Source organism: Geminocystis sp. M7585_C2015_104, assembly GCA_015295805.1.
Lineage (GTDB): Bacteria > Cyanobacteriota > Cyanobacteriia > Cyanobacteriales > Cyanobacteriaceae > DVEF01.
Genome location: DVEF01000041.1, coordinates 58,020 through 76,214, shown reverse-complemented (window position 1 = coordinate 76,214; position 18,195 = coordinate 58,020). Strand labels below are relative to the sequence as shown.

At 45.3% G+C, this 18,195-nt stretch carries 19 protein-coding genes and 1 pseudogene; 7 read left to right on the top strand and 13 right to left on the bottom strand.

Going from position 1 to position 18,195, the window contains the following annotated elements; all coding sequences use genetic code 11:
* Positions 1-28 precede the first annotated feature (28 nt).
* Positions 29-982, bottom strand: coding sequence for an AAA family ATPase (locus IGQ44_04960; protein ID HIK37323.1), 954 nt, complete (start codon positions 980-982; stop codon positions 29-31).
* An 85-nt stretch (positions 983-1,067) separates the two neighbouring features.
* Between IGQ44_04960 and IGQ44_04955 the strand changes: the two genes are divergently transcribed.
* The 3 genes from IGQ44_04955 to IGQ44_04945 are packed head-to-tail and all read left to right on the top strand — an operon-like array spanning position 1,068 to position 5,604.
* On the top strand, positions 1,068-1,811 hold the full coding sequence (locus tag IGQ44_04955; GenBank protein HIK37322.1) for a phosphoribosylaminoimidazolesuccinocarboxamide synthase: 744 nt from the start codon (positions 1,068-1,070) through the stop codon (positions 1,809-1,811).
* Positions 1,812-1,828: 17 nt separating this feature from the next.
* Entirely contained in the window at positions 1,829-3,910 is a 2,082-nt protein-coding gene (locus IGQ44_04950; protein ID HIK37321.1) for a BamA/TamA family outer membrane protein, read from the top strand.
* Positions 3,911-3,921: 11 nt separating this feature from the next.
* Positions 3,922-5,604, top strand: coding sequence for an iron ABC transporter permease (locus IGQ44_04945; protein HIK37320.1), 1,683 nt, complete (start codon positions 3,922-3,924; stop codon positions 5,602-5,604).
* A 6-nt stretch (positions 5,605-5,610) separates the two neighbouring features.
* On the opposite strand, the gene IGQ44_04940 is transcribed toward IGQ44_04945, so the two are convergent.
* Together IGQ44_04940 and rlmB are read right to left on the bottom strand one after the other, a co-directional pair.
* Positions 5,611-5,862 carry a DUF1816 domain-containing protein gene (locus IGQ44_04940; GenBank protein HIK37319.1) on the bottom strand — a complete coding sequence of 84 codons (252 nt, stop codon included), beginning with the start codon at positions 5,860-5,862 and terminating at the stop codon, positions 5,611-5,613.
* Between the two features lie 103 nt (positions 5,863-5,965).
* Positions 5,966-6,790, bottom strand: a complete 825-nt coding sequence (rlmB, locus tag IGQ44_04935; protein HIK37318.1) for a 23S rRNA (guanosine(2251)-2'-O)-methyltransferase RlmB — start codon at positions 6,788-6,790, stop codon at positions 5,966-5,968.
* A 164-nt stretch (positions 6,791-6,954) separates the two neighbouring features.
* Here rlmB and IGQ44_04930 point away from each other — a divergent pair.
* Positions 6,955-7,783 (top strand): annotated as a pseudogene (locus IGQ44_04930) (hypothetical protein).
* Between the two features lie 51 nt (positions 7,784-7,834).
* On the opposite strand, the gene IGQ44_04925 reads toward IGQ44_04930, so the two are convergent.
* The 5 genes from IGQ44_04925 to IGQ44_04905 form a co-directional block, all read right to left on the bottom strand.
* Positions 7,835-8,269: an NUDIX hydrolase gene (locus tag IGQ44_04925; protein HIK37317.1), complete on the bottom strand. Its 435-nt coding sequence runs from the start codon at positions 8,267-8,269 to the stop codon at positions 7,835-7,837.
* Between the two features lie 19 nt (positions 8,270-8,288).
* Complete coding sequence (locus IGQ44_04920) at positions 8,289-8,597, bottom strand: DUF3067 family protein (GenBank protein ID HIK37316.1); 309 nt, start codon at positions 8,595-8,597, stop codon at positions 8,289-8,291.
* Between the two features lie 166 nt (positions 8,598-8,763).
* Complete coding sequence (locus IGQ44_04915) at positions 8,764-9,639, bottom strand: 6-carboxytetrahydropterin synthase (GenBank protein ID HIK37315.1); 876 nt, start codon at positions 9,637-9,639, stop codon at positions 8,764-8,766.
* An 86-nt stretch (positions 9,640-9,725) separates the two neighbouring features.
* Positions 9,726-10,169, bottom strand: coding sequence for a pentapeptide repeat-containing protein (locus IGQ44_04910; GenBank protein HIK37314.1), 444 nt, complete (start codon positions 10,167-10,169; stop codon positions 9,726-9,728).
* A 78-nt stretch (positions 10,170-10,247) separates the two neighbouring features.
* On the bottom strand, positions 10,248-11,411 hold the full coding sequence (locus IGQ44_04905; protein HIK37313.1) for a histidine kinase: 1,164 nt from the start codon (positions 11,409-11,411) through the stop codon (positions 10,248-10,250).
* 172 nt (positions 11,412-11,583) lie between these two features.
* On the opposite strand from IGQ44_04905, the gene IGQ44_04900 reads away from it, so the two are divergent.
* Complete coding sequence (locus IGQ44_04900) at positions 11,584-12,108, top strand: Ycf51 family protein (protein HIK37312.1); 525 nt, start codon at positions 11,584-11,586, stop codon at positions 12,106-12,108.
* Here IGQ44_04900 and IGQ44_04895 read toward each other — a convergent pair.
* Complete coding sequence (locus IGQ44_04895; protein HIK37311.1) at positions 12,105-12,971, bottom strand: helix-turn-helix domain-containing protein; 867 nt, start codon at positions 12,969-12,971, stop codon at positions 12,105-12,107. The genes IGQ44_04900 and IGQ44_04895 overlap by 4 nt on opposite strands.
* Before the next feature lie 302 nt (positions 12,972-13,273).
* On the opposite strand from IGQ44_04895, the gene carA reads away from it, so the two are divergent.
* A complete protein-coding gene (gene carA, locus IGQ44_04890; GenBank protein ID HIK37310.1) occupies positions 13,274-14,455 on the top strand; it encodes a glutamine-hydrolyzing carbamoyl-phosphate synthase small subunit in 1,182 nt (393 codons plus the stop codon).
* On the opposite strand, the gene dprA is transcribed toward carA, so the two are convergent.
* Positions 14,426-15,583, bottom strand: coding sequence for a DNA-protecting protein DprA (dprA, locus tag IGQ44_04885; GenBank protein HIK37309.1), 1,158 nt, complete (start codon positions 15,581-15,583; stop codon positions 14,426-14,428). The genes carA and dprA overlap by 30 nt on opposite strands.
* A gap of 3 nt (positions 15,584-15,586) precedes the next feature.
* Entirely contained in the window at positions 15,587-15,952 is a 366-nt protein-coding gene (locus tag IGQ44_04880) for a hypothetical protein (GenBank protein ID HIK37308.1), read from the bottom strand.
* Between the two features lie 76 nt (positions 15,953-16,028).
* Here IGQ44_04880 and IGQ44_04875 point away from each other — a divergent pair, with 76 nt between their 5' ends.
* Positions 16,029-16,328, top strand: a complete 300-nt coding sequence (locus IGQ44_04875) for a hypothetical protein (protein ID HIK37307.1) — start codon at positions 16,029-16,031, stop codon at positions 16,326-16,328.
* Here the strand turns inward: IGQ44_04875 and IGQ44_04870 are convergent.
* Positions 16,311-16,754, bottom strand: a complete 444-nt coding sequence (locus IGQ44_04870; GenBank protein HIK37306.1) for an anti-sigma regulatory factor — start codon at positions 16,752-16,754, stop codon at positions 16,311-16,313. The genes IGQ44_04875 and IGQ44_04870 overlap by 18 nt on opposite strands.
* A gap of 272 nt (positions 16,755-17,026) precedes the next feature.
* A complete protein-coding gene (acsF, locus tag IGQ44_04865; protein ID HIK37305.1) occupies positions 17,027-18,103 on the bottom strand; it encodes a magnesium-protoporphyrin IX monomethyl ester (oxidative) cyclase in 1,077 nt (358 codons plus the stop codon).
* Between the last annotated feature and the right edge of the window lie 92 nt (positions 18,104-18,195).

The window sequence follows — 18,195 nt, the reverse complement described above, 5'->3', positions numbered from 1 at the left end:
GACTTTCAGCCTGGTTATGCCATGCCTGCTATTGCTTAAGGGTTTCAGGGATATTTTCTAGGAAGAAACACTCCCACACCAAACGAGGTTGTACATATCTAAACAGGAGTTTTTTCACCTTCTCTAGACTGTGAATTATCTCTGGTTTTCTCTCTTTTTCCCAATAGACAGACTGTAAATAATCTGCTAGCCATATTTGTGTGTCTAATTCTAGCTCATTGCTAATCCGTTTTGCTATCAGAAATGCATCGACAACTTTATCGGGTAACTTAAGAATTTTAGATATTAAATCCTGAGGGATATTCCTTAGCTTTTGCCAGTCAGAAATGGCTTTACCTGGGGCCCCTTCCGCCAGTTGAATCAGGTGGGGATATTCCAAAATTTCCGGATAATGGGCTCGGCATAACACGTATTTTAAATCCTCCTCACTGAGGCGAAAAAAAGGCACAATTTGACAGCGGGAAACTAGGGTGGGAAGTAGAGAATTAGTGTTGTTAGCAATTAGAATTAAAGTAGCATTTCCGGGCTCCTCCAAGGTTTTTAAAAGGGCATTGCCAGCAGCCTCGGCCATATAATCTGCCCCCTCAATTACCACCACACTTCTCTCACTTTCCAAAGGCGGACGACTCAAAAAATCAACAATACTACGTATTTGTTCAATACGGATTTGTGGTGTTGTTTTTCTCTTTAAACCCCTTTCTTCTGCCTGTTTGGCCGTCAGTAACTCCCCTTTGTCGTTGTAAGTTGGTTCAACCCATAAAAAATCGGGATGGTTGCCATTATATAGCCTTTGACAGGCTCGTTGATAGTCTTGTTGGGGGGAAATTAATAACATCTCTGCAAAACACCTAGCCGCCAAAGCCTTCCCTACCCCTGAAGGGCCCACAAATAAATAAGCAGGGGCAATACGATTTGTGGCTACTGCCCTTTCTAGCAACTCCACCGCTAGGCTTTGGCCCACTAACTTAGCCAAGGGTCTCATAATATCATATTCCAGGACAACAAAACAATCTCCCTATGATAAGGTGATAGTGGGAACAGAACAACTGTTGGAGAGTATACTAATCATGTCTAGTGGAACTAAATTATATGAGGGCAAGGCGAAAATTGTCTATGCCACGGATAGAGAAAATGAATACCTAACCTACTACAAAGACGATGCCACGGCTTTCAATGCTCAAAAACGGGGCACCATTTTAGGCAAAGGGGAGGTAAACTGTACCATTTGTTCGGCTTTGATGCAATGGTTGGAAACTAAGGGCATTCCCACTCATTTTATCGCTCAGGTTTCTCCAAGAGAAATGCTGGTAAAGGGGGTGAGAATAATACCCCTAGAGGTGGTAGTCAGAAATATTGCCGCCGGGAGTCTGTGTAAACAAACCGGCTTGCCTTGGGGGTATCAGTTGCCTTTCCCCCTAGTGGAATTCTACCTGAAAAATGATGATTTGGGAGACCCCCTCTTGACAGAGGAGAGATTACAAGTACTTAACATAGTATCGCCATCACAGCTGCGGCAAATTAAAGAATACGCCTTGAAGATAAATAAGCATTTACAAGAGTTTTTCCGGGGTTGTAACATAATCCTAGTGGACTTTAAATTAGAGTTTGGCCTAGATTCTAACAGCCAGCTCATTCTGGCAGATGAAATAAGTCCAGATACTTGTCGTCTATGGGATGCCTTGGAACAAGATACCCAAAAAAGAGTCCTAGATAAGGATCGTTTTCGTCAAGACTTGGGAGACATTGAAGCCGCCTATCAACGAGTGCGGGAAAGAGTCTTGGCCCAAATTGAAAAACTGAAGAACAGCTAGTATATTTAGGAACACTAATGAGAATTGGGTGTGTGGCAGTGAATCGGGAAAAGAATCCATTTTTGTCCGCTTTTGCGCTTATTAAAGGTGAAAAAGCCAACAGAAAGACACTAATTGGCGGTTTATCTTGGCAAAAATCTCTGAACCTTACTGTGATACCCCTGTACGTGGGATTGACTACCCCTCCCCCCGTTTTGGCTAATCCCCCAGTAAATTCATTTAAGTTAAATACTGATAGGGTAATGGCTCAAACCACTCCCGGAGGGCCAGAGAATACGCAGGAGACTACGCAACCCCCTGGTGAGGAAGCAAGAGTCCTAGTGGCGGAAGTGGTGGTGGAGGGGGTAGAAGGAGAATTACAGGACTTGGTGTATAATACAATACAAACCCGGCCTGGCCGCCCTACCACCCGTTCTCGACTACAGGAAGATGTGAACGCTATTTTTGCCACCGGTTTCTTTCGTAATGTAAAAGTAACACCGGAGGACACACCCTTGGGGGTGAGAATAACCTACCAAGTACAGCCTAATCCGGTATTGAGTAGGGTGGAAATCAAGACGCTGCCGGAGAAACCCCAACCTCGTGCCCCCCTTTTGCCCTCAGAAGTAGTACAGCGGGCGTTTCGGGAGCAATACGGGAAGATCATAAATTTCAAGGAATTACAAAACGCCATCACCGAGTTGAACAAGTGGTATACCGATAACGGATATGACCTGGCCCAGGTGATAGGGGCGCCTCAGGTGCAGGAAGACGGGGTGGTAACTCTGATGGTGGCGGAAGGGGAAATTGCCCAGATAAAAGTCCGTTTCTTCAATGCTGACCAGGAGGAGGTAAAGGGCAAAACCAGGGATTTTATTGTCACTAGAGAGATGAGGTTAAAACCTGGGGACATTTTCAACAGACGCACAGCACAGGAGGACTTACAACGAATTTACGGCTTAGGGATTTTTAAGGATGTCAGAATCTCCTTCGATGTGGCGCCGGATCCCTCCCAGGTAATTATGAATGTAGACATAGTGGAGACAGGTACTGGCTCTTTGGCGGCTGGTGCCGGGATTAGCTCGGTGAGTGGTTTTTTTGGCACCATTAGCTATCAGGAGCGAAACTTAGGGGGCAACAATCAAACCCTGGGTGCCGAGTTTCAGGTAGGGGAAAGGGAGTTGCTATTCGACTTGAGTTTTGAAAACCCCTGGATTGCGGGCGATCCCTATCGGACTTCCCTTACAGCCAATCTCTTCCGTCGTCGCACCATTTCCCTAGTGTTTGACGGCACGGAAACAGAATCCATCCGCACAGAGTTACAAGAAGACAGGCCCCGGGTAGTACGCACTGGCGGCGGCTTTTCCATCTCTCGCCCTCTTTCTGACGACCCCCTCTCTAGGCCAGAATGGGTGCTTTCTGCTGGTTTACAATATCAACAGGTGGAAATACAAGATGCGGATGGCAATCGTGCCCCCCGCTCCAGTCCTAAGTTTGGCAGAGGCAAGTTGGCTTTTAATGACAACGGTATTGACGAGTTGTTGACCTTCCGTTTTACTGCCTCTCAAGACAGACGAAACGATGCCCTTAACCCTACTAGTGGTAGTTTGTTACTGTTGGGGATGGAACAGACTCTGCCCGTCACCAATGTGGTGTTTAATAGACTAAGGGCCAGTTATAGTTACTATATCCCGGTGAAGTTCGTTGATTTTACCAATGGGGAGGGCCCTCAGGCACTGGCTTTTAACATTCAGGGGGGCACGGTTTTGGGAGATTTACCTCCCTATGAAGCCTTTGTCATTGGTGGTAGCAATTCGGTTAGGGGTTATGGGGAGGGAGATTTGGGCAATGGACGCTCTTACCTCCAGGCTACTGCCGAGTATCGTTTTCCCATTCTTCCTTTCTTGGGGGGAGTATTATTTTTCGACTATGCTACCACCCTGGGCTCCCAGAAGGCGGTTATAGGACAGCCAGCCAAGGTAAGAGGTTTAAAAGGTGATGGTTTTGGTTATGGTTTGGGTGTAAGGGTACAATCCCCTCTTGGCCCTATTAGGATTGACTATGGGGTTAATGATAGGGGGGATAGCCGCATCCACTTTGGGGTTGGTGAAAGGTTTTAAGGAGAAAAGCCATGATTAGTATTCTCAAATCCCGGAAAACGCTCAATTGGGCGGGGATATTGGTTTATCTTTGGAATTTGTCTCTGGGATTGGTTGCCCTTGCCATTGCCCTGCCAGTATTGGCCGTGGCTAGCAGTATTTTGGCTGACAAGAGGGAGGTTTGGCAACACCTGACGGAAACGGTTTTAAAGGACTATATCCTTAACACTCTCTGGTTGATGTTGGGGGTGGGTATTGGCGTGACTGTCATTGGTGTGGGGTGTGCCTGGCTGGTTACTATGTGTGACTTTTGGGGGGTGAACTGGTGGCAGTGGTTGTTGTTGATGCCTTTGGCAGCCCCCGCCTACCTCCTAGCCTATAGTTATACCGACATGTTGGAATATTACGGCCCAATCCAGACTTGGCTACGGGCCATTTTCGGCTGGGAGAGTGCCCGAGACTACTGGTTTCCCTCTATTCGTAACCTGGGGGGGGCTATAGTCATGTTAACCCTGGTGTTATACCCCTATGTCTATATGTTGGCCAGGGTTGCCTTTTTGGAGCAATCTGTTTGTAGTATAGAAGCTAGTAGGTCCTTGGGATGTAACCCCTGGAAGAGTTTTTTCTCTGTGGCTTTGCCCCTAGCCCGCCCCTCCATTGTCGCTGGCTTGGCACTTGCCCTCATGGAGACTCTCAATGATTTTGGTACTGTTCAATACTTCGGAGTTGATACATTTACCACGGGCATTTATCGCACCTGGATAAATATGAGAGAGAGGGTGGCGGCTGCCCAGTTGGCTTTCTGTTTAATGGTATTTGTTTTAATTCTGATTGTGTTGGAGAGAATATCTCGGCTTCAGGCCCGTTATTATCAGATGGGGGGGGTAATTAAAGCCTATTCTCGTTATCATCTCAATTGGTGGCGTGGTAGTCTAGCATTTATAGCTTGTGCCCTTCCTGTTGCCCTTGGTTTTTTCATCCCCCTGGTTTATCTTATCTATCTCACCATTACTTGGGAGGAAACCTGGAGTGAGAATTTTTGGTTTATTGCCCAAAATAGTCTTTTCTTGGCCCTTGTCACAGGTTTTGTTGCTGTGGTTTTGAGTTTGATTATGGCCTATGGTAAACGTCTTTTTGCTAACCCCTTCATCAACACCTCTACCCTCATTGCCTCCATGGGTTATGCTATTCCCGGTTCAGTTATTGCCGTAGGTATTTTAATCCCTCTGGGGGCCGTTGACAATGCCATTTCTGACTGGCTGGAGGAAAATTTTAATGTTTCTGTGGGGTTAATATTCAGTGGCACGGTTATAGCTTTGATTTATGGCTATTTAGTAAGATTTTTTGCCGTTTCTCTTAATACCGTAGAATCCAGTCTCAGTAAAATTAAACCCCATTTGGACGAAGCCTCTCGCAGTTTAGGCCATAATCCCCTGGCTACCCTATTAAAGATACACTTGCCTCTGATGAGAGGTGGTGTATTGACAGCCTTTCTCCTGGTGTTTGTAGACGTGATGAAGGAATTGCCTGCTACCCTTGTGTTGCGCCCCTTTAATTTTGACACTCTGGCGGTGAGGGTGTTTCAGTATGCCTCCGACGAAAGACTGGCAGACGCCGCCGCGCCCGCTATAGTCATTATCCTAGTGGGCCTAATTCCAGTTTGTTTTCTCAGTTATCGTATTGCCAAAGGCAGAGAAGACTATCAGCAACTTTGACAACACTCAAATCCAATCATCCGGTGGCACATCACTACATACGGTCAGTTCCCTTGGCTTACAACCCATAGCCCTCACGGTGATGCCAGTGGTTTTTTCTTCCTTTAAGTCTTCCAGATAACCTTCTTGGTGGGAAATGGCCTCCTGTTGGGTGAGAAAAGGGCCAAAATAGTAAGTACACTGGGGCTTGTCTGTGACTATTTCTAGCCAAACTGCCCATCCCAGGGAATCCAACAAGTCAAGCAGTAATTCTTTCACTTCCATCATCCCCCCCTCGCTAAATGGGTCTTTGCTACTAGTGTGACTCTGTTATCAGATTTTGACAAGGGGGAGCTGACTTACACTTGCCCTTCTTACCCTTTCATGCAGATGGGAAGGCCAGGAGTTGTTGACGACGGATTTCATAAAGACAAATGGCTGTGGCAACGGAGGCATTGAGACTGGGAGTTTTCCCTGCCATGGGTATAGACAGAAGGAAATCACATGCTTTTAACACAGACTGGCTTATGCCCTTGTCTTCCGCCCCTATCACTAAACCGATGGCCCCCTCTAGTTTAGCCTGGTGTAACCATTGGCCCCCCTGTGCTATAGTACCATAAATCCAGAAACCCTCTTCCTTCAACCGGGAGATGGCCTGATTTATATTCACCACTCTGGCTACTGGGAAATAAGACAAGGCACCAGCCGCCACTTTCATCACCGTAGAGGTGACTGCCACCGCGCGTCTTTGGGGTATTACCAAACCCTGCATCCCTAGTGCCTCTGCCGTGCGAATTATAGCCCCCAAATTGTGGGGATCATTTATCCCATCTGCGATTAGAATTACCGGGTGGGCTGTTTTTTCCTTCGCTTGTGCTATCAATTCATGCAAATCAATATACTCATAGGGGGCAACTTTAGCGGCGACGCCTTGGTGGTTAGCAAAATTGGTTAATTGATTCAGTCTTTGACTGTCTACTATGTCTACTACTGTGCCTCTGGCTTTTAACAGGGGTATTAAAGGCTCAAAACGTTTATCCTGAGAGAGTTTTGGGGTGATGTAAAGACGGTTAAGCTGTTGATTAGCAGATATAGCCGCCAATACGGGATGGCAACCGTAAATTAAATCATCAGGCTGGTTGGCAACAGAAGGGGTAACCGCTGACTGTTTCCTTATTGGCTTGTCTTGAAAACTATGCTTAGGCATTCTGGTTGAAATGAGGAGGGCATGTCCCGCTACATACTACCTGTAAAATAGGTAAAAAATACGTCGAGTGAGAAATTACTAAAACAAAAAACTTCTTATCAAAAGGCCTTGCGTAGTACAGGTAATATATTAATACCAAATTCCTACGCAGGGAGGCACCCAAAATGAACATAATTAGATTTTACCACAAAATCCTCTCTGAAATCGAAACTTTCCACAAACTCATCTACAAAGACCCTAAAGCAGGTAGAAAACCTAAAATCTCTGACCAGCAAATCATGGCTCTCCTCATCCTCTCCTACTACCTACATTCTCCTCTACTAACACTGGCAAAAAACCTCATAGACCCTTCCATAAACTCATACCACATCTTCAGAAAGTCAAGAATGCAAAAAAGAATTCACTCAAAACTTAGACAATACATGCTACACAGCTCAGTTATGCTAATGTTTGTTAAAACACTACTTGGGAAAAAGATAAAACTAATAGTGGACGGTATTATACTTCCGGTGGCCAATGTCAATAGGGCAAGGACTCAGAGGATAAGAAGGGGGCAGAAAGTTTTGGGTAAGAAGACGAAGGAATTTATACAGTGTTCACTATGGAAGGCAGGTAGAATTTGAAGAGGTGTACTACGGAGTGCTGGTTATGGTGTTATGTGATGAGGATGGTGGTGTGTATGATGTGTGGTTTACGTATGGTAGTATGCATGAGAGTAAGGCATATAGGTTGAGGAAGAGTAAGAGTAGATGGTTTAGGGAGTTGGTAGGATACAATGAAGTATATGGAGACAGAGCTTATAGGTATGTTGAGGGTGTGAAGGTGTGCAGGAGAAAGGAGAAAAGGGGTATGAGGCAGGTAGTGGAAAGTGTTATTGGGAGGATAAAGAGTTTCAATACTATAGTTAGGTGGCGCAGAGGTATTACGCTTTTGAGTTATCTGTATGCTTACTCTATAGCTTGTAGTTTATTCAGGAATAAAAATGTGGTTTAATTTCTCACCCAACGTATAGGTAAAAAATGGCACGCCCCGTCATATCTTCAATTATAACCGGGGAGAAGGACGAATGCCACGCCGGTACCCCAGGTAGTCACGTAAAATAAGTTCGTGGTCAAAACATAGGGGTGATGGTAGTTGGTTTAAGGGGAAAATAGCAGCATTGATGGCATCATCGGCAGCTTGTAATCTACCCTTACCGCTGGCAATAAAAACGATACTCACAGTGTGTTGACGGGGATCCCGTTTGGGGTCAGAATAGACATACAATAGGTCTTTTAGGGTTACATCTAAGCCGGTTTCCTCCTTTGCCTCACGGATTGCAGCCGCTTCCACTGTCTCCCCATAGTCTACAAAACCTCCTGGGATTGCCCACCCTATGGGGGGATTTTTTCTTTCGATGAGGACAATTCCCTCTTCTCCTTTATCTCCCATTTCGATAATAATATCCACTGTTGGCACGGGATTTTTATAATTGCTCATAGTTTCACTTCTCTATTGTTTATAGAATCCATTCTGACGCTCTTTCGCCCAACGATAAGGGGATACTCACTGCTTTGCCCAGACGAGGTTTACTTTTTGTTTCCCTTATTCCTTCAATTACTTGACTGACTACTCCCCAGTGGTTTAGATATTGGGCTATTTGTTCTAGATTTTCTAGATACTCTGCTTCAGTATAATGAAAAGAGGCCTGTTCTAAATATTTCCACATCACTTGAAAATAGATTTTATCCCGAATCCTTAGTATTTGCACGTCGTAAGAATAGCCCCATTTGTCCTGTATTAGTTTTCGTAATTGTTCCCCTGTAATCATTTTCTTATATTCCCCGTCCACGCTTACAGTCAATTATATATTTGTTTTCCTTGACATTATTTGCCAATAAAAATAAAAAAGGCCCATGGGGGCCCTTTCCCTGTCTGGGCTGGACTTCAGAGAAAAAGGACAATTCCCACACGGGCCGAATGTGTTTCTGCCTCTAGACAACAGCTAGGGAATCGGGGGTAGAGATACTTTCTTCTTCCTGTCGGGGAAAGAGTTGACGACAGTCGAGCTCACAGGAGTTATTGGGACTCTCTATCAGTTTTACCTTGGTTAATTCTACTCCTAACTTGGCAATGGGATCTCGTAGTACCTTGGCTATATAGACAGCTATATTTTCGGCGGTGGGAACCACTTGGGCAAAATGGGGTATATCTTTGTTTAGGAAGGTGTGATCTAGAGGCTCAACCACATATTCTTCCACTACTTTATGTAATGTGACCAAATCCACAACCATGCCGGTGCGGGGGTGAATCTGGCCGGTTACGGACACTTCTAGATGATAATTGTGCCCATGACCATTAGGACGAGCACATTTGCCATAGATTCTAGTATTTTCTTCCAAGGTCAATTCTGGTAACGCCAAACGGTGTGCAGCACTGAAATGTGTTCCAATGGTGAGTGTAGCTTCCATGTCTTTCCCTTGATAGTTAGCCCACAGTTGCGGATGTTCGTATAGTTGTATGTCTACCAAAGGCAAATAGGGTGCTAAACGTTGCCAGATGGCTTTAGCTATGTATTCGGTGGTGGGGAGGGTTTGTTGGAATTCTGGCCAGGTGTCGTTAAGATGGCTATAGTCCAATTGACTGATTACCTCCCGGTGAATGATTTTTTTCACATCGGAAAGGTTTGTCACCATGCCATATTCGTCTAATTCCCCCACCAGGGAGACATATAGCACATAATTGTGGCCATGCCCTGGAAAACGACTGTTAGCGCCAAAAAGCCTCTCATTCTCCTCCTCACTCAATTCCGGCAACCAGTACCGGTGAGAAGCGCTAAACTGGGCTCTGCGCTTTACAATACATCTCATGATGGCTCTTGTTTTTAGTTTCCTACCAATGTACCATTTTTTTCTTAATTTTACTTAAACTAACTTTAAAGAACTTAAAGTTCCCTTTAGTGGGGATATTCACCGCCAATGCCAATGGGAGTTTCCACAATAACAGCTCCCTCGATATTCCTGTAGCTTATAGTAGCACCGTCTACCAGGGCATCGACGATAATGGCATAACTTAGGTCTACATCTGTTAGGTTAGCATTATTGAGGGTGGCATTAGTGAGAAAGGCTCCACTCAGGTTTGCCCCCTGTAAGTTTGCACCGTCTAAGTCTGCCCCTTCTAAAATAGCACCTCTCAGATTAGCACCCCTAAGATCAGCACCTCTCAAGTCTGCCCCAATAAGATGGACTTCTTCCAAATTGGCTCCTCTTAAGTCACATCCCTGACATTGATTTGTCTTTAGTAGTTGCTTGACGGCGTCGACGTTTTCTGCTTTACTGGTTGCCACCAATGTATTAAGGGACAACAGGGCAATTACACTAGCCAGAATTAGTTTTTTCATGGCACCCGGCCCCCCTTACTTCCTGGTACTATTGTAACACGGCTTTCGGGGGGGGAGTAACCTCGAGACGGTAGGGATTTAACGGTAAATTGGTAGGGTGAAACGAAAACAACTGCCCTGACTGCCATTGTCATCTACCCAGATTTGTCCGTAGTGGGCGTGGATAATGCGACGACAGAAACTCAAGCCTATACCAAAGCCTTCCTTTTTTCCATCCCTTGGCAGTCTGTAGTTTTCCTCGAAAATTTGTTCTTTTTGACTGTCGGGTATACCAGGACCCAGGTCCATTATACTCACCTCTACTTTTTGGCTGGTTTTGTGTAGCATAGAAATAGTAATAGGGGTTCCCTCTGGGCTGTATTTTATGGCATTATCTAAGATATTTATCAGCACCTGTCTAATTAATTTTGGGTCACTGTAAACAGGGGGCAAGTCATGGGGAATGTCTTTGAGGATATATTGTTTTTTTTCTGCTAGTTTGGGTTGCACCGTATTGATAGCATCCTCAGTGAGAATAATTAAATCCGTTTTCACTGGATTTATTTTGAATTTTCCACTATTTTCTCTTGTTATTTGTATTAACTCTCCTATCATTTTATTCATGGCAAAAAACTGGTTCTTTGCCTGTTGAAAAAGCCTTCTTATTGTCCCCTTATTTTTGTCGTTATCCCCGTCTTGTTGACTGTTGTAGTAGATTTCCAAGGTCTCCAGAGCAATGGAGGCGGCTGTGAGGGGAGTGCGTAAATCGTGAGCCAGCATGGCCAACATTTGATCTTTAAATTTTATCTGTTCCCTCAAATCCTCCACTTCTTTTTTCAGATAGAAAAGCTCATCCTGGAGACGGATTAATTCTGAAGAGGGCACACAAGTATGCCAGCTAGAGGGGGGCTTATCGGCATGATTTTTTTTGTACTCCTGAAGAGAAGTTTGCCACTGATACCAATACTTACGTAGTTTGGCAGTGAGATTTGTGCCGGCCAAGATCTGCTGAGGGGGAGGATTAACTTTCACCAAGGCGGGGGTAACCACTAACTTAAAATGTTCTACTAGATGAGGGTGTTTACTTATTTCTAATACTTGTAAATCGAATTCATAATCCTGACTTAGAGTCTTTAAGTATTCGGTAATTTGTTCTATATTCTTCTCTGAACTGTAAGGATTATCCACAAACAATATGAGTTTAAGGGTGTCCTCGTGGTAGTGGATAGTGGGGGGATTAGCGGTATTCTCTGACAGACTCATATTTTCCAGGATGTAGACGGCTGTGGCAATCCACCAATGAAACAATGAAAAACTGTCGTCGGCTTTTTATATTAAAAAATTCTAAAATGCCTCCTTCTACTATCTTACACCAGCGGTAGTGGGAATTTTGGGGTAAAATGGGGGGCAAAAATGGGAGGAGTCTGCGGGAAAGATGGAATTCTCATTGGATTTTGCTCAGTATAGTCTGTGGTGCTTTTATGGTACTATAAGTGTTTTATTTTTGACCCTGTTGGCATTTATATTCAAATGGGGATTTCGTTTTCGCCTGGTGGGGGTGACGGCCTTTATGGCAGTGTTGACAGGTGGTTTGTTTGCTCTGAGTTTAGGTCTATTTCAGCGGGTGGAAATCCCCAATGCGGCCAAATACAGTCTTGTTTATGACAATGGCGCTACACAAGCAGTAATAGCGGTGAGTACGGATATTACACCGCCAGTATTAGAAGCCACTTTAAAACAGGCCGCCATGGATTTGTTCTCCTATGGGAGGATGGCTATTGACGGGGAAGACTCACTCACCATTAGGGCGAGAGTTCAAGTCCACCAGGACAAGAAAACAATACCCATATATCTTGGTCAGATTCGACGCTCCCTGGCCAAAAGAGAAGACCCGAATGCGGAAATTACTATCTTCCAAGATGCCTTCGCCAAACTGGAGTCTCTTTTGTCGGAAGGTTAACTGTCTGCCAGGGAGTAGACTTTGCCATCCATGAGAAGGCAACTAATGCCCTTTGCCAGCAGATAGGATGAGGTCTTTTGTAGGATTCTGCCGTCGGGGACTTTTATAACCTTCCCCTTGTCTTGGCAGAATCGCCTGGCCGCCCTATGATTGTCAAAAACTGGTAATGTCAGTTGGGACACCTTCGCCTCTGGTATTTCTCCAAGATGGGCAAAATCTTTCAATGGCCTAGCAATCAGTTCAGAGGATTGGTCGATCACCAGATAACAGGTTTTGGGGAAAACTGCCGCCTTTAATGGTAGAATTCTGACCTGTTCCTCCTCTGAAGCCCCCGGGGTTGACTCGAGGCCAAAATCAATATCCCAGTCGAGCTCAAAGATATAGTCGTGTTCCCCGTAGTGGTAGTGCTCCCGGTGCTCTAAGTTTATTCCCTCCTCGTCCCCCTTGTCTTCTGTCTCCTCTTCTTCCTCTTCTTCTTCTTCCGGGGAGAGGATTTCTTCTTGGTAAAGGGTATCCCAGATTTGCTCTATTGGCTGGTCAGTTTCTTCTGCCCTTTCATAGGGATGTTGGGACTGGATGTCTTGTGGGACGGGGGCATTGTCCGAGGTATCTTGCGGCCCCAGAAGAAATAACTGTTCGCCTGTGTTACTGGTTGCCTGGGAGGGTTGGCCATGACGAAGGAGACGTTTTTCCCTAATTAGACTCTCGTATTCTTCTGCCGGAAGGCTTTTTTTGAGAATACGACTAATAGTGGCCGGTGTGACACCAAAACGCTCTGCCAAGGTAGAGGAGGTGTCCGGTCCTTGGCGGTATAATTGAATTATCTCCTTCCGCTCTTGTTCAGATAGTCTTCTGGGACTCATGATTTTTACCCTATCCACTAGCCATTGAGCCTATATCATGTGAAAGGCATCTGGGTTTTTGCCTTTGTACAGTGTCCGCTCTTGTAAAGTTTCCGTTTTCCTATGGTAGCAGAATTAGCGGTCCGAACCAAGGGCGCTTTTTGTCAAGGATAGCTCAAATTATGGGGGCACAATTATCCCATTATTAGCCTATATTGTATCTTAGAATAGGACCTTTTTCACGGTCAAAGCCACAGAGGGTAAGGATGTAATTGTATTGTGGCATTTCTCTTTCCTGGAAACCTTTAGAACTATAACAGACCATGCAACTTTTCGATTATAAACCGGCTATATTGGTGCTGGCGGATGGTAGTGTGTATAGGGGTTTTTCCTGTGGAGCCAATGGCACTACCATGGGAGAGGTGGTATTTAATACTGGCATGACGGGCTATCAGGAGGTTTTGACTGATCCTAGCTATTGTGGACAAATTGTGACTTTCACCTATCCTGAACTGGGCAACACTGGTGTCAATGGGGAGGACGAGGAGTCAGATAGGCCCCAGGTAAGAGGTATTGTGGCCCGTAATATCTGTTTCCGTCCCAGTAACTGGCGCGCCACTCAATCTTTGCCGGAGTATCTCAAACAACACAACATTGTGGGTATTTTTGGCATAGATACCCGGGATTTAACCCGTCGGATTCGCATTTATGGCGCCATGAATGGGGCCATTTCTACGGAAATATTGGATGGGGAGGAACTGTTGCGCAAACTACAAGATGTTCCTCCCATGGCTGGTTTAAATCTAGTGGGGCACGTCACTACTAAGGAAGTATACGAGTGGACAGAACCTACTAGTCCACAATGGGAGTTTAATCCTAAGGCTGCCCTTGCTGAAAAGGAGCAATATACCGTCGTAGCCATCGACTTCGGTATTAAACGGAATATTCTGCGGCGTCTCGCTAGTTACGGTTGTAAGGTCATAGTAGTACCTGCGGATACCCCTCCGGAAGAGATTTTGGCATACGCTCCAGATGGGATTTTTCTGTCCAATGGCCCTGGAGATCCGGCGGCGGTAAAGGAGGGAATTGCCACGGTGAGAGCCCTGCTAGAGGCCAAAAAGCCTATTTTTGGTATTTGCATGGGACATCAGCTTCTAAGTTTATCTTTGGGCGCCGAGACTTTTAAGCTGAAATTCGGCCATCGGGGTTTAAATCATCCTGCTGGTTTGCGACAGAAAGTGGAAATCACGAGTCAGAATCATGGATTTGCCGTTTCTCAAGAGTCCCTTCCCGAGGATGTGGAGATTACCCACTTTAACCTAAACGACCTCACAGTGGCCGGTATCAGACACAAGAAACTCCCCTTCTTCTCTGTACAATACCATCCCGAGGCGAGTCCTGGGCCCCATGATGCCGATTACCTTTTTGAACAGTTTGTGAGGATGATGCGGGAGTATCGCCAACAACGTCTACAATCAACACCGACAGTACATCATTCCGGGTAGTTGACTGATTAAACCCGCCAATTCCAGTTGGAGGAGGATACTCGACACCTCTTTTGCCTCCAATCCCGACAGGTGTACAATCAAGTCTAGGGGGAGGGGGTCCTTTTGTATTACGCCATACACCTGCTCCTCCTTGGGGCTAAGGGGGGAAAGGGGGGTTGGCGGGGTGTTAGGTTGGGGGTTGCTGTCTTTTGGGGAGAAGAGAGACAACTGTTGTGGTTGTAGTTGTTCTATTTGGGGTATTGCCCCTAGATTTGTCAATAATTCCTCCTCACTGATTATTACTTGGGCGCCGTTGTGGATTAGTCTGAGACAGCCTCTTGCCTTTGGTTCATCTGGACTGTTGGGAAGAATGTACACATCCCGGTTGAATTCATTGGCATAGTATGCCGTAATGAGGGCTCCTGATTTTTCTGGCGCCTCCATTATTAACACTGCCCTACACATGCCTGCGATTATGCGATTGCGGGCGGGGAAATTTCCTCTCTCTGGATTCATTCCGTATTCATATTCTGTTAAGATCAGCCCCTTGGCGGCTATTTCTTCCATTAGGCTTTGATTGCAGCGGGGATATGCCCTATCTAACCCATTGCCCAACACTGCCACTGTTTTTCCCCCGCCATCCAGGCAACCGCGGTGGGCATAACTGTCGATGCCCTCTGCCAATCCTGAAACTATAGTAAACCCTTTTTGAGCTAGTGCCTTGCTTACATTGTAGGTCCAACGCCTTCCATGTTCTGTGGGGCTTCTTGTGCCCACTATGGCTATTGCTGGGATTATCCCTTTGCTTTCTTGTATGTTGATTGTCCCTTTGTAATACAGCACTGGTGGTGGACTTGGGATTTCTAATAACAATTGGGGGTATTGTTCGTCTGTGGGGGTTAAAAATTTGGGGTTTTTTTTGAGGTGTTCTTTATATAGATTTTCCGGATTTATCTTAGGTTTTCCCCCAATAATGGCATTTAGGATTTTCTGGTTTATGCCCGGTATGGCCCCAAATTCTTTTGGGCTTGCCCTCCATGCTGCCTCAACACTGCCGAAGTGGTCGTAGATTTTCTTGAGGGAAGAGGCGCCAACGCCCTTAATTTTTGACCAAGCCAACCAGTAGATTTTTTCGTTGTTATTCATGATTCAATTTCCCGCCAAACTTTTGAGAATCCAGCCTATGACTATGCCCAATCCCAGAAAACGCACTGCCTGCCAGAAGGGTTCACTCAAACTACTCCACTTGAACAGCTGACTTTCTAGACGCACCTCAATTTCTTCTAATTCCTTTTGCAGGTAATATAACTCACTTTTTAGGGATTCCCGACGATTTTCTTTTATTTGGCTTTCTATCTCTTTCTTTCTAGCAAGGAGTTCTTCTTTTCTCTCTTGGGCTGTGATAACCTGTTGATAACGTTGTTTTAGTCTTTCCAGTTGTGTTTCTATCTGGGCAATAGCCTCGGTTAAATCTGGCTGCGGGGGGTGAGAGTTTTTTTCTTCTGGGCGGGACATTCTACAATAGTTGGAATACAACGAATATAAAAATATAATTGATGGTCAGAAATGACATCAAGGGGAATTATAGGACATGAATTGGCCTTTGGAAACTAAAACTAAAGATGCCCTGGAGAACATGAGTAATCTGGAGATTGCTCGGATTCTGGCACAGCGAACTGCTATTAGTCCTAGGGATTGGCATCGGCTGAAAAATGATAGACAGGCTCAAGCCTTGCAACAATTGACGGCGGCGTTGATATACCTGCTAAAGGGGGAGACACAAGAGGCCCTAGAGAGGATCAGCCAGGCACAGGGATGGTTAAATAAAACTATCCATCCCCTACCCTGTCCTACTCATGGACACAAAAAAAACTCAGATAAACCTGAGTAGGGATGAAAAGGGAACATACTTAGACAGTTTAACCCGACGACCTTGTCTATCCCAGTGGACTTTGTCAAAAATCTGATGGAGGATGCATAAACCCCGTCCGTTTTCTGCCTCTTCTGGGGGCAAGTCGGGCTGGTTTAGCGGACAACTACGGGATTGCGAAAAACCCTCCCCCTGATCGCACACTATCCAAGAGTATTCCCCCCTTTTATAACAAAACTTGACCACCACTGGTTTACTGGGGTCAAGTTTGTTGCCGTGTTTAGCAGCATTGACTAGGGCTTCTTGTAGTCCTAGCCTAATCTCTGCACGTAGGGGTTTAGGGACTTTATTTAGTAGAATATCCAGCACGGGAGAAAGGTAGAGGGTGGAGGGGAAACTTACGGTTTTCCAGTTGCCTATTTTTATGGGCAGCGAGATGGAAATCACTTGAGTCACTCCCGATATGCACAACTACAGACCAGGAAAAGAGGATGAAAATGACGAAAAACCGCCGCGAAGTCGGCTTTTGGCCGTTGGTTTAGTGGAACTTATACTTGAACCGGACTACTCTATTTCCCATTATAGCATAGAGCCTACCTGGGGATTTTACTCAAAAAACCGGGTATCTTTATCCAATCTTTATATTTCCCCGAGAATGACAAAAAAATACCCCCCTTGGGAGGTTGGGGGATATGGGTGACAATGGCAGTGATGGAGAATTAGGCTACATAGCCCTCTTGGTGTTTAACTTCGATGGGTTTCATGAGATAAAGACGAATGAACTGGACTACATTGGATATATACAGAGGCAACTTGCGGAGGAATTTAATGGGGGCAATGGCATTACTGGCATCAATAGCCCTCAATTGCTCACCGTTGGCAACACAAATGTCCAGAAGTTGGTAGAATTTGGGATTGTCTACATTTAGGATGACAGGGAAGACCTTAGCAGCGGTGTTGTTGGTCTTCTTTATAACATGTTTGTCGTACTCCTTGGCGTCCAAACCAATAGCCTTGTAGAAACCTGCCCTTTGTTGATCATTTAGATACATAGTGGCAAATACGGACAGGAGGAAGAAACGACACCACAGTTTAGCTTTCCAGTCATTTAAGAATTGGGGTTGGGCGCGGAGGATAGCGTCGAAGAAGTCTCCGTGACGATTTTCATCCTGACACCAGTTTTCAAAAAACTTGAATATGGGGTAGATGCAGTGTTCGGGGTGTTGCTCCAGATGACGGTATATGGTAATATAGCGCCAGTAGCCGATTTTCTCGGACAAGTAGGTGGCGTAGAAGATAAATTTAGGTTTAAAAAAGGTATACTTACGGGTTTTTGTTAAAAAGCCTAAATCCAGGGTTAAATTGAAATCAGACATGGCCTTGTTTAAAAAGCCGGCATGACGCGCCTCATCCCGTGACATTAGGGTGAAACACTCTGCCAGGATGGGGTTTTTATCTTTTAAACGTCTTCCCAATTCTTTGTATAACAGGAAACCGGAAAACTCGGCAGTGCAGGATCTTTCTAGAAATTCTATGAAAAGACGACGGGTTTCACCATCAATGTGATCCCACGACTGGTTGAATTCTTCTGTTCTTACAAAGTGATTACGATTATAGTCCTCCCTAAATTCGGCGAGAATAGCTTTTAACTCCTCCTCGTTGGCACTGATGTCCATTTTCTCCATTTCTTCAAAGTCGGTGGTGTAGAAACGAGGAGTGAGGAGGGTTTCCTTGGCTGGCGCTTTCACCCCCGGCCGAATTTCCTCGAATTCTGGGGTTTTTACGGTTGTTACCATTTTCTCCTGCCTGTGGTTTAAGTTTTTTTTACCCTAATTTCAATTAGATCTCAGTTTAACAAAATCCTCCGCCTCTTTTCGACTAATTTTGT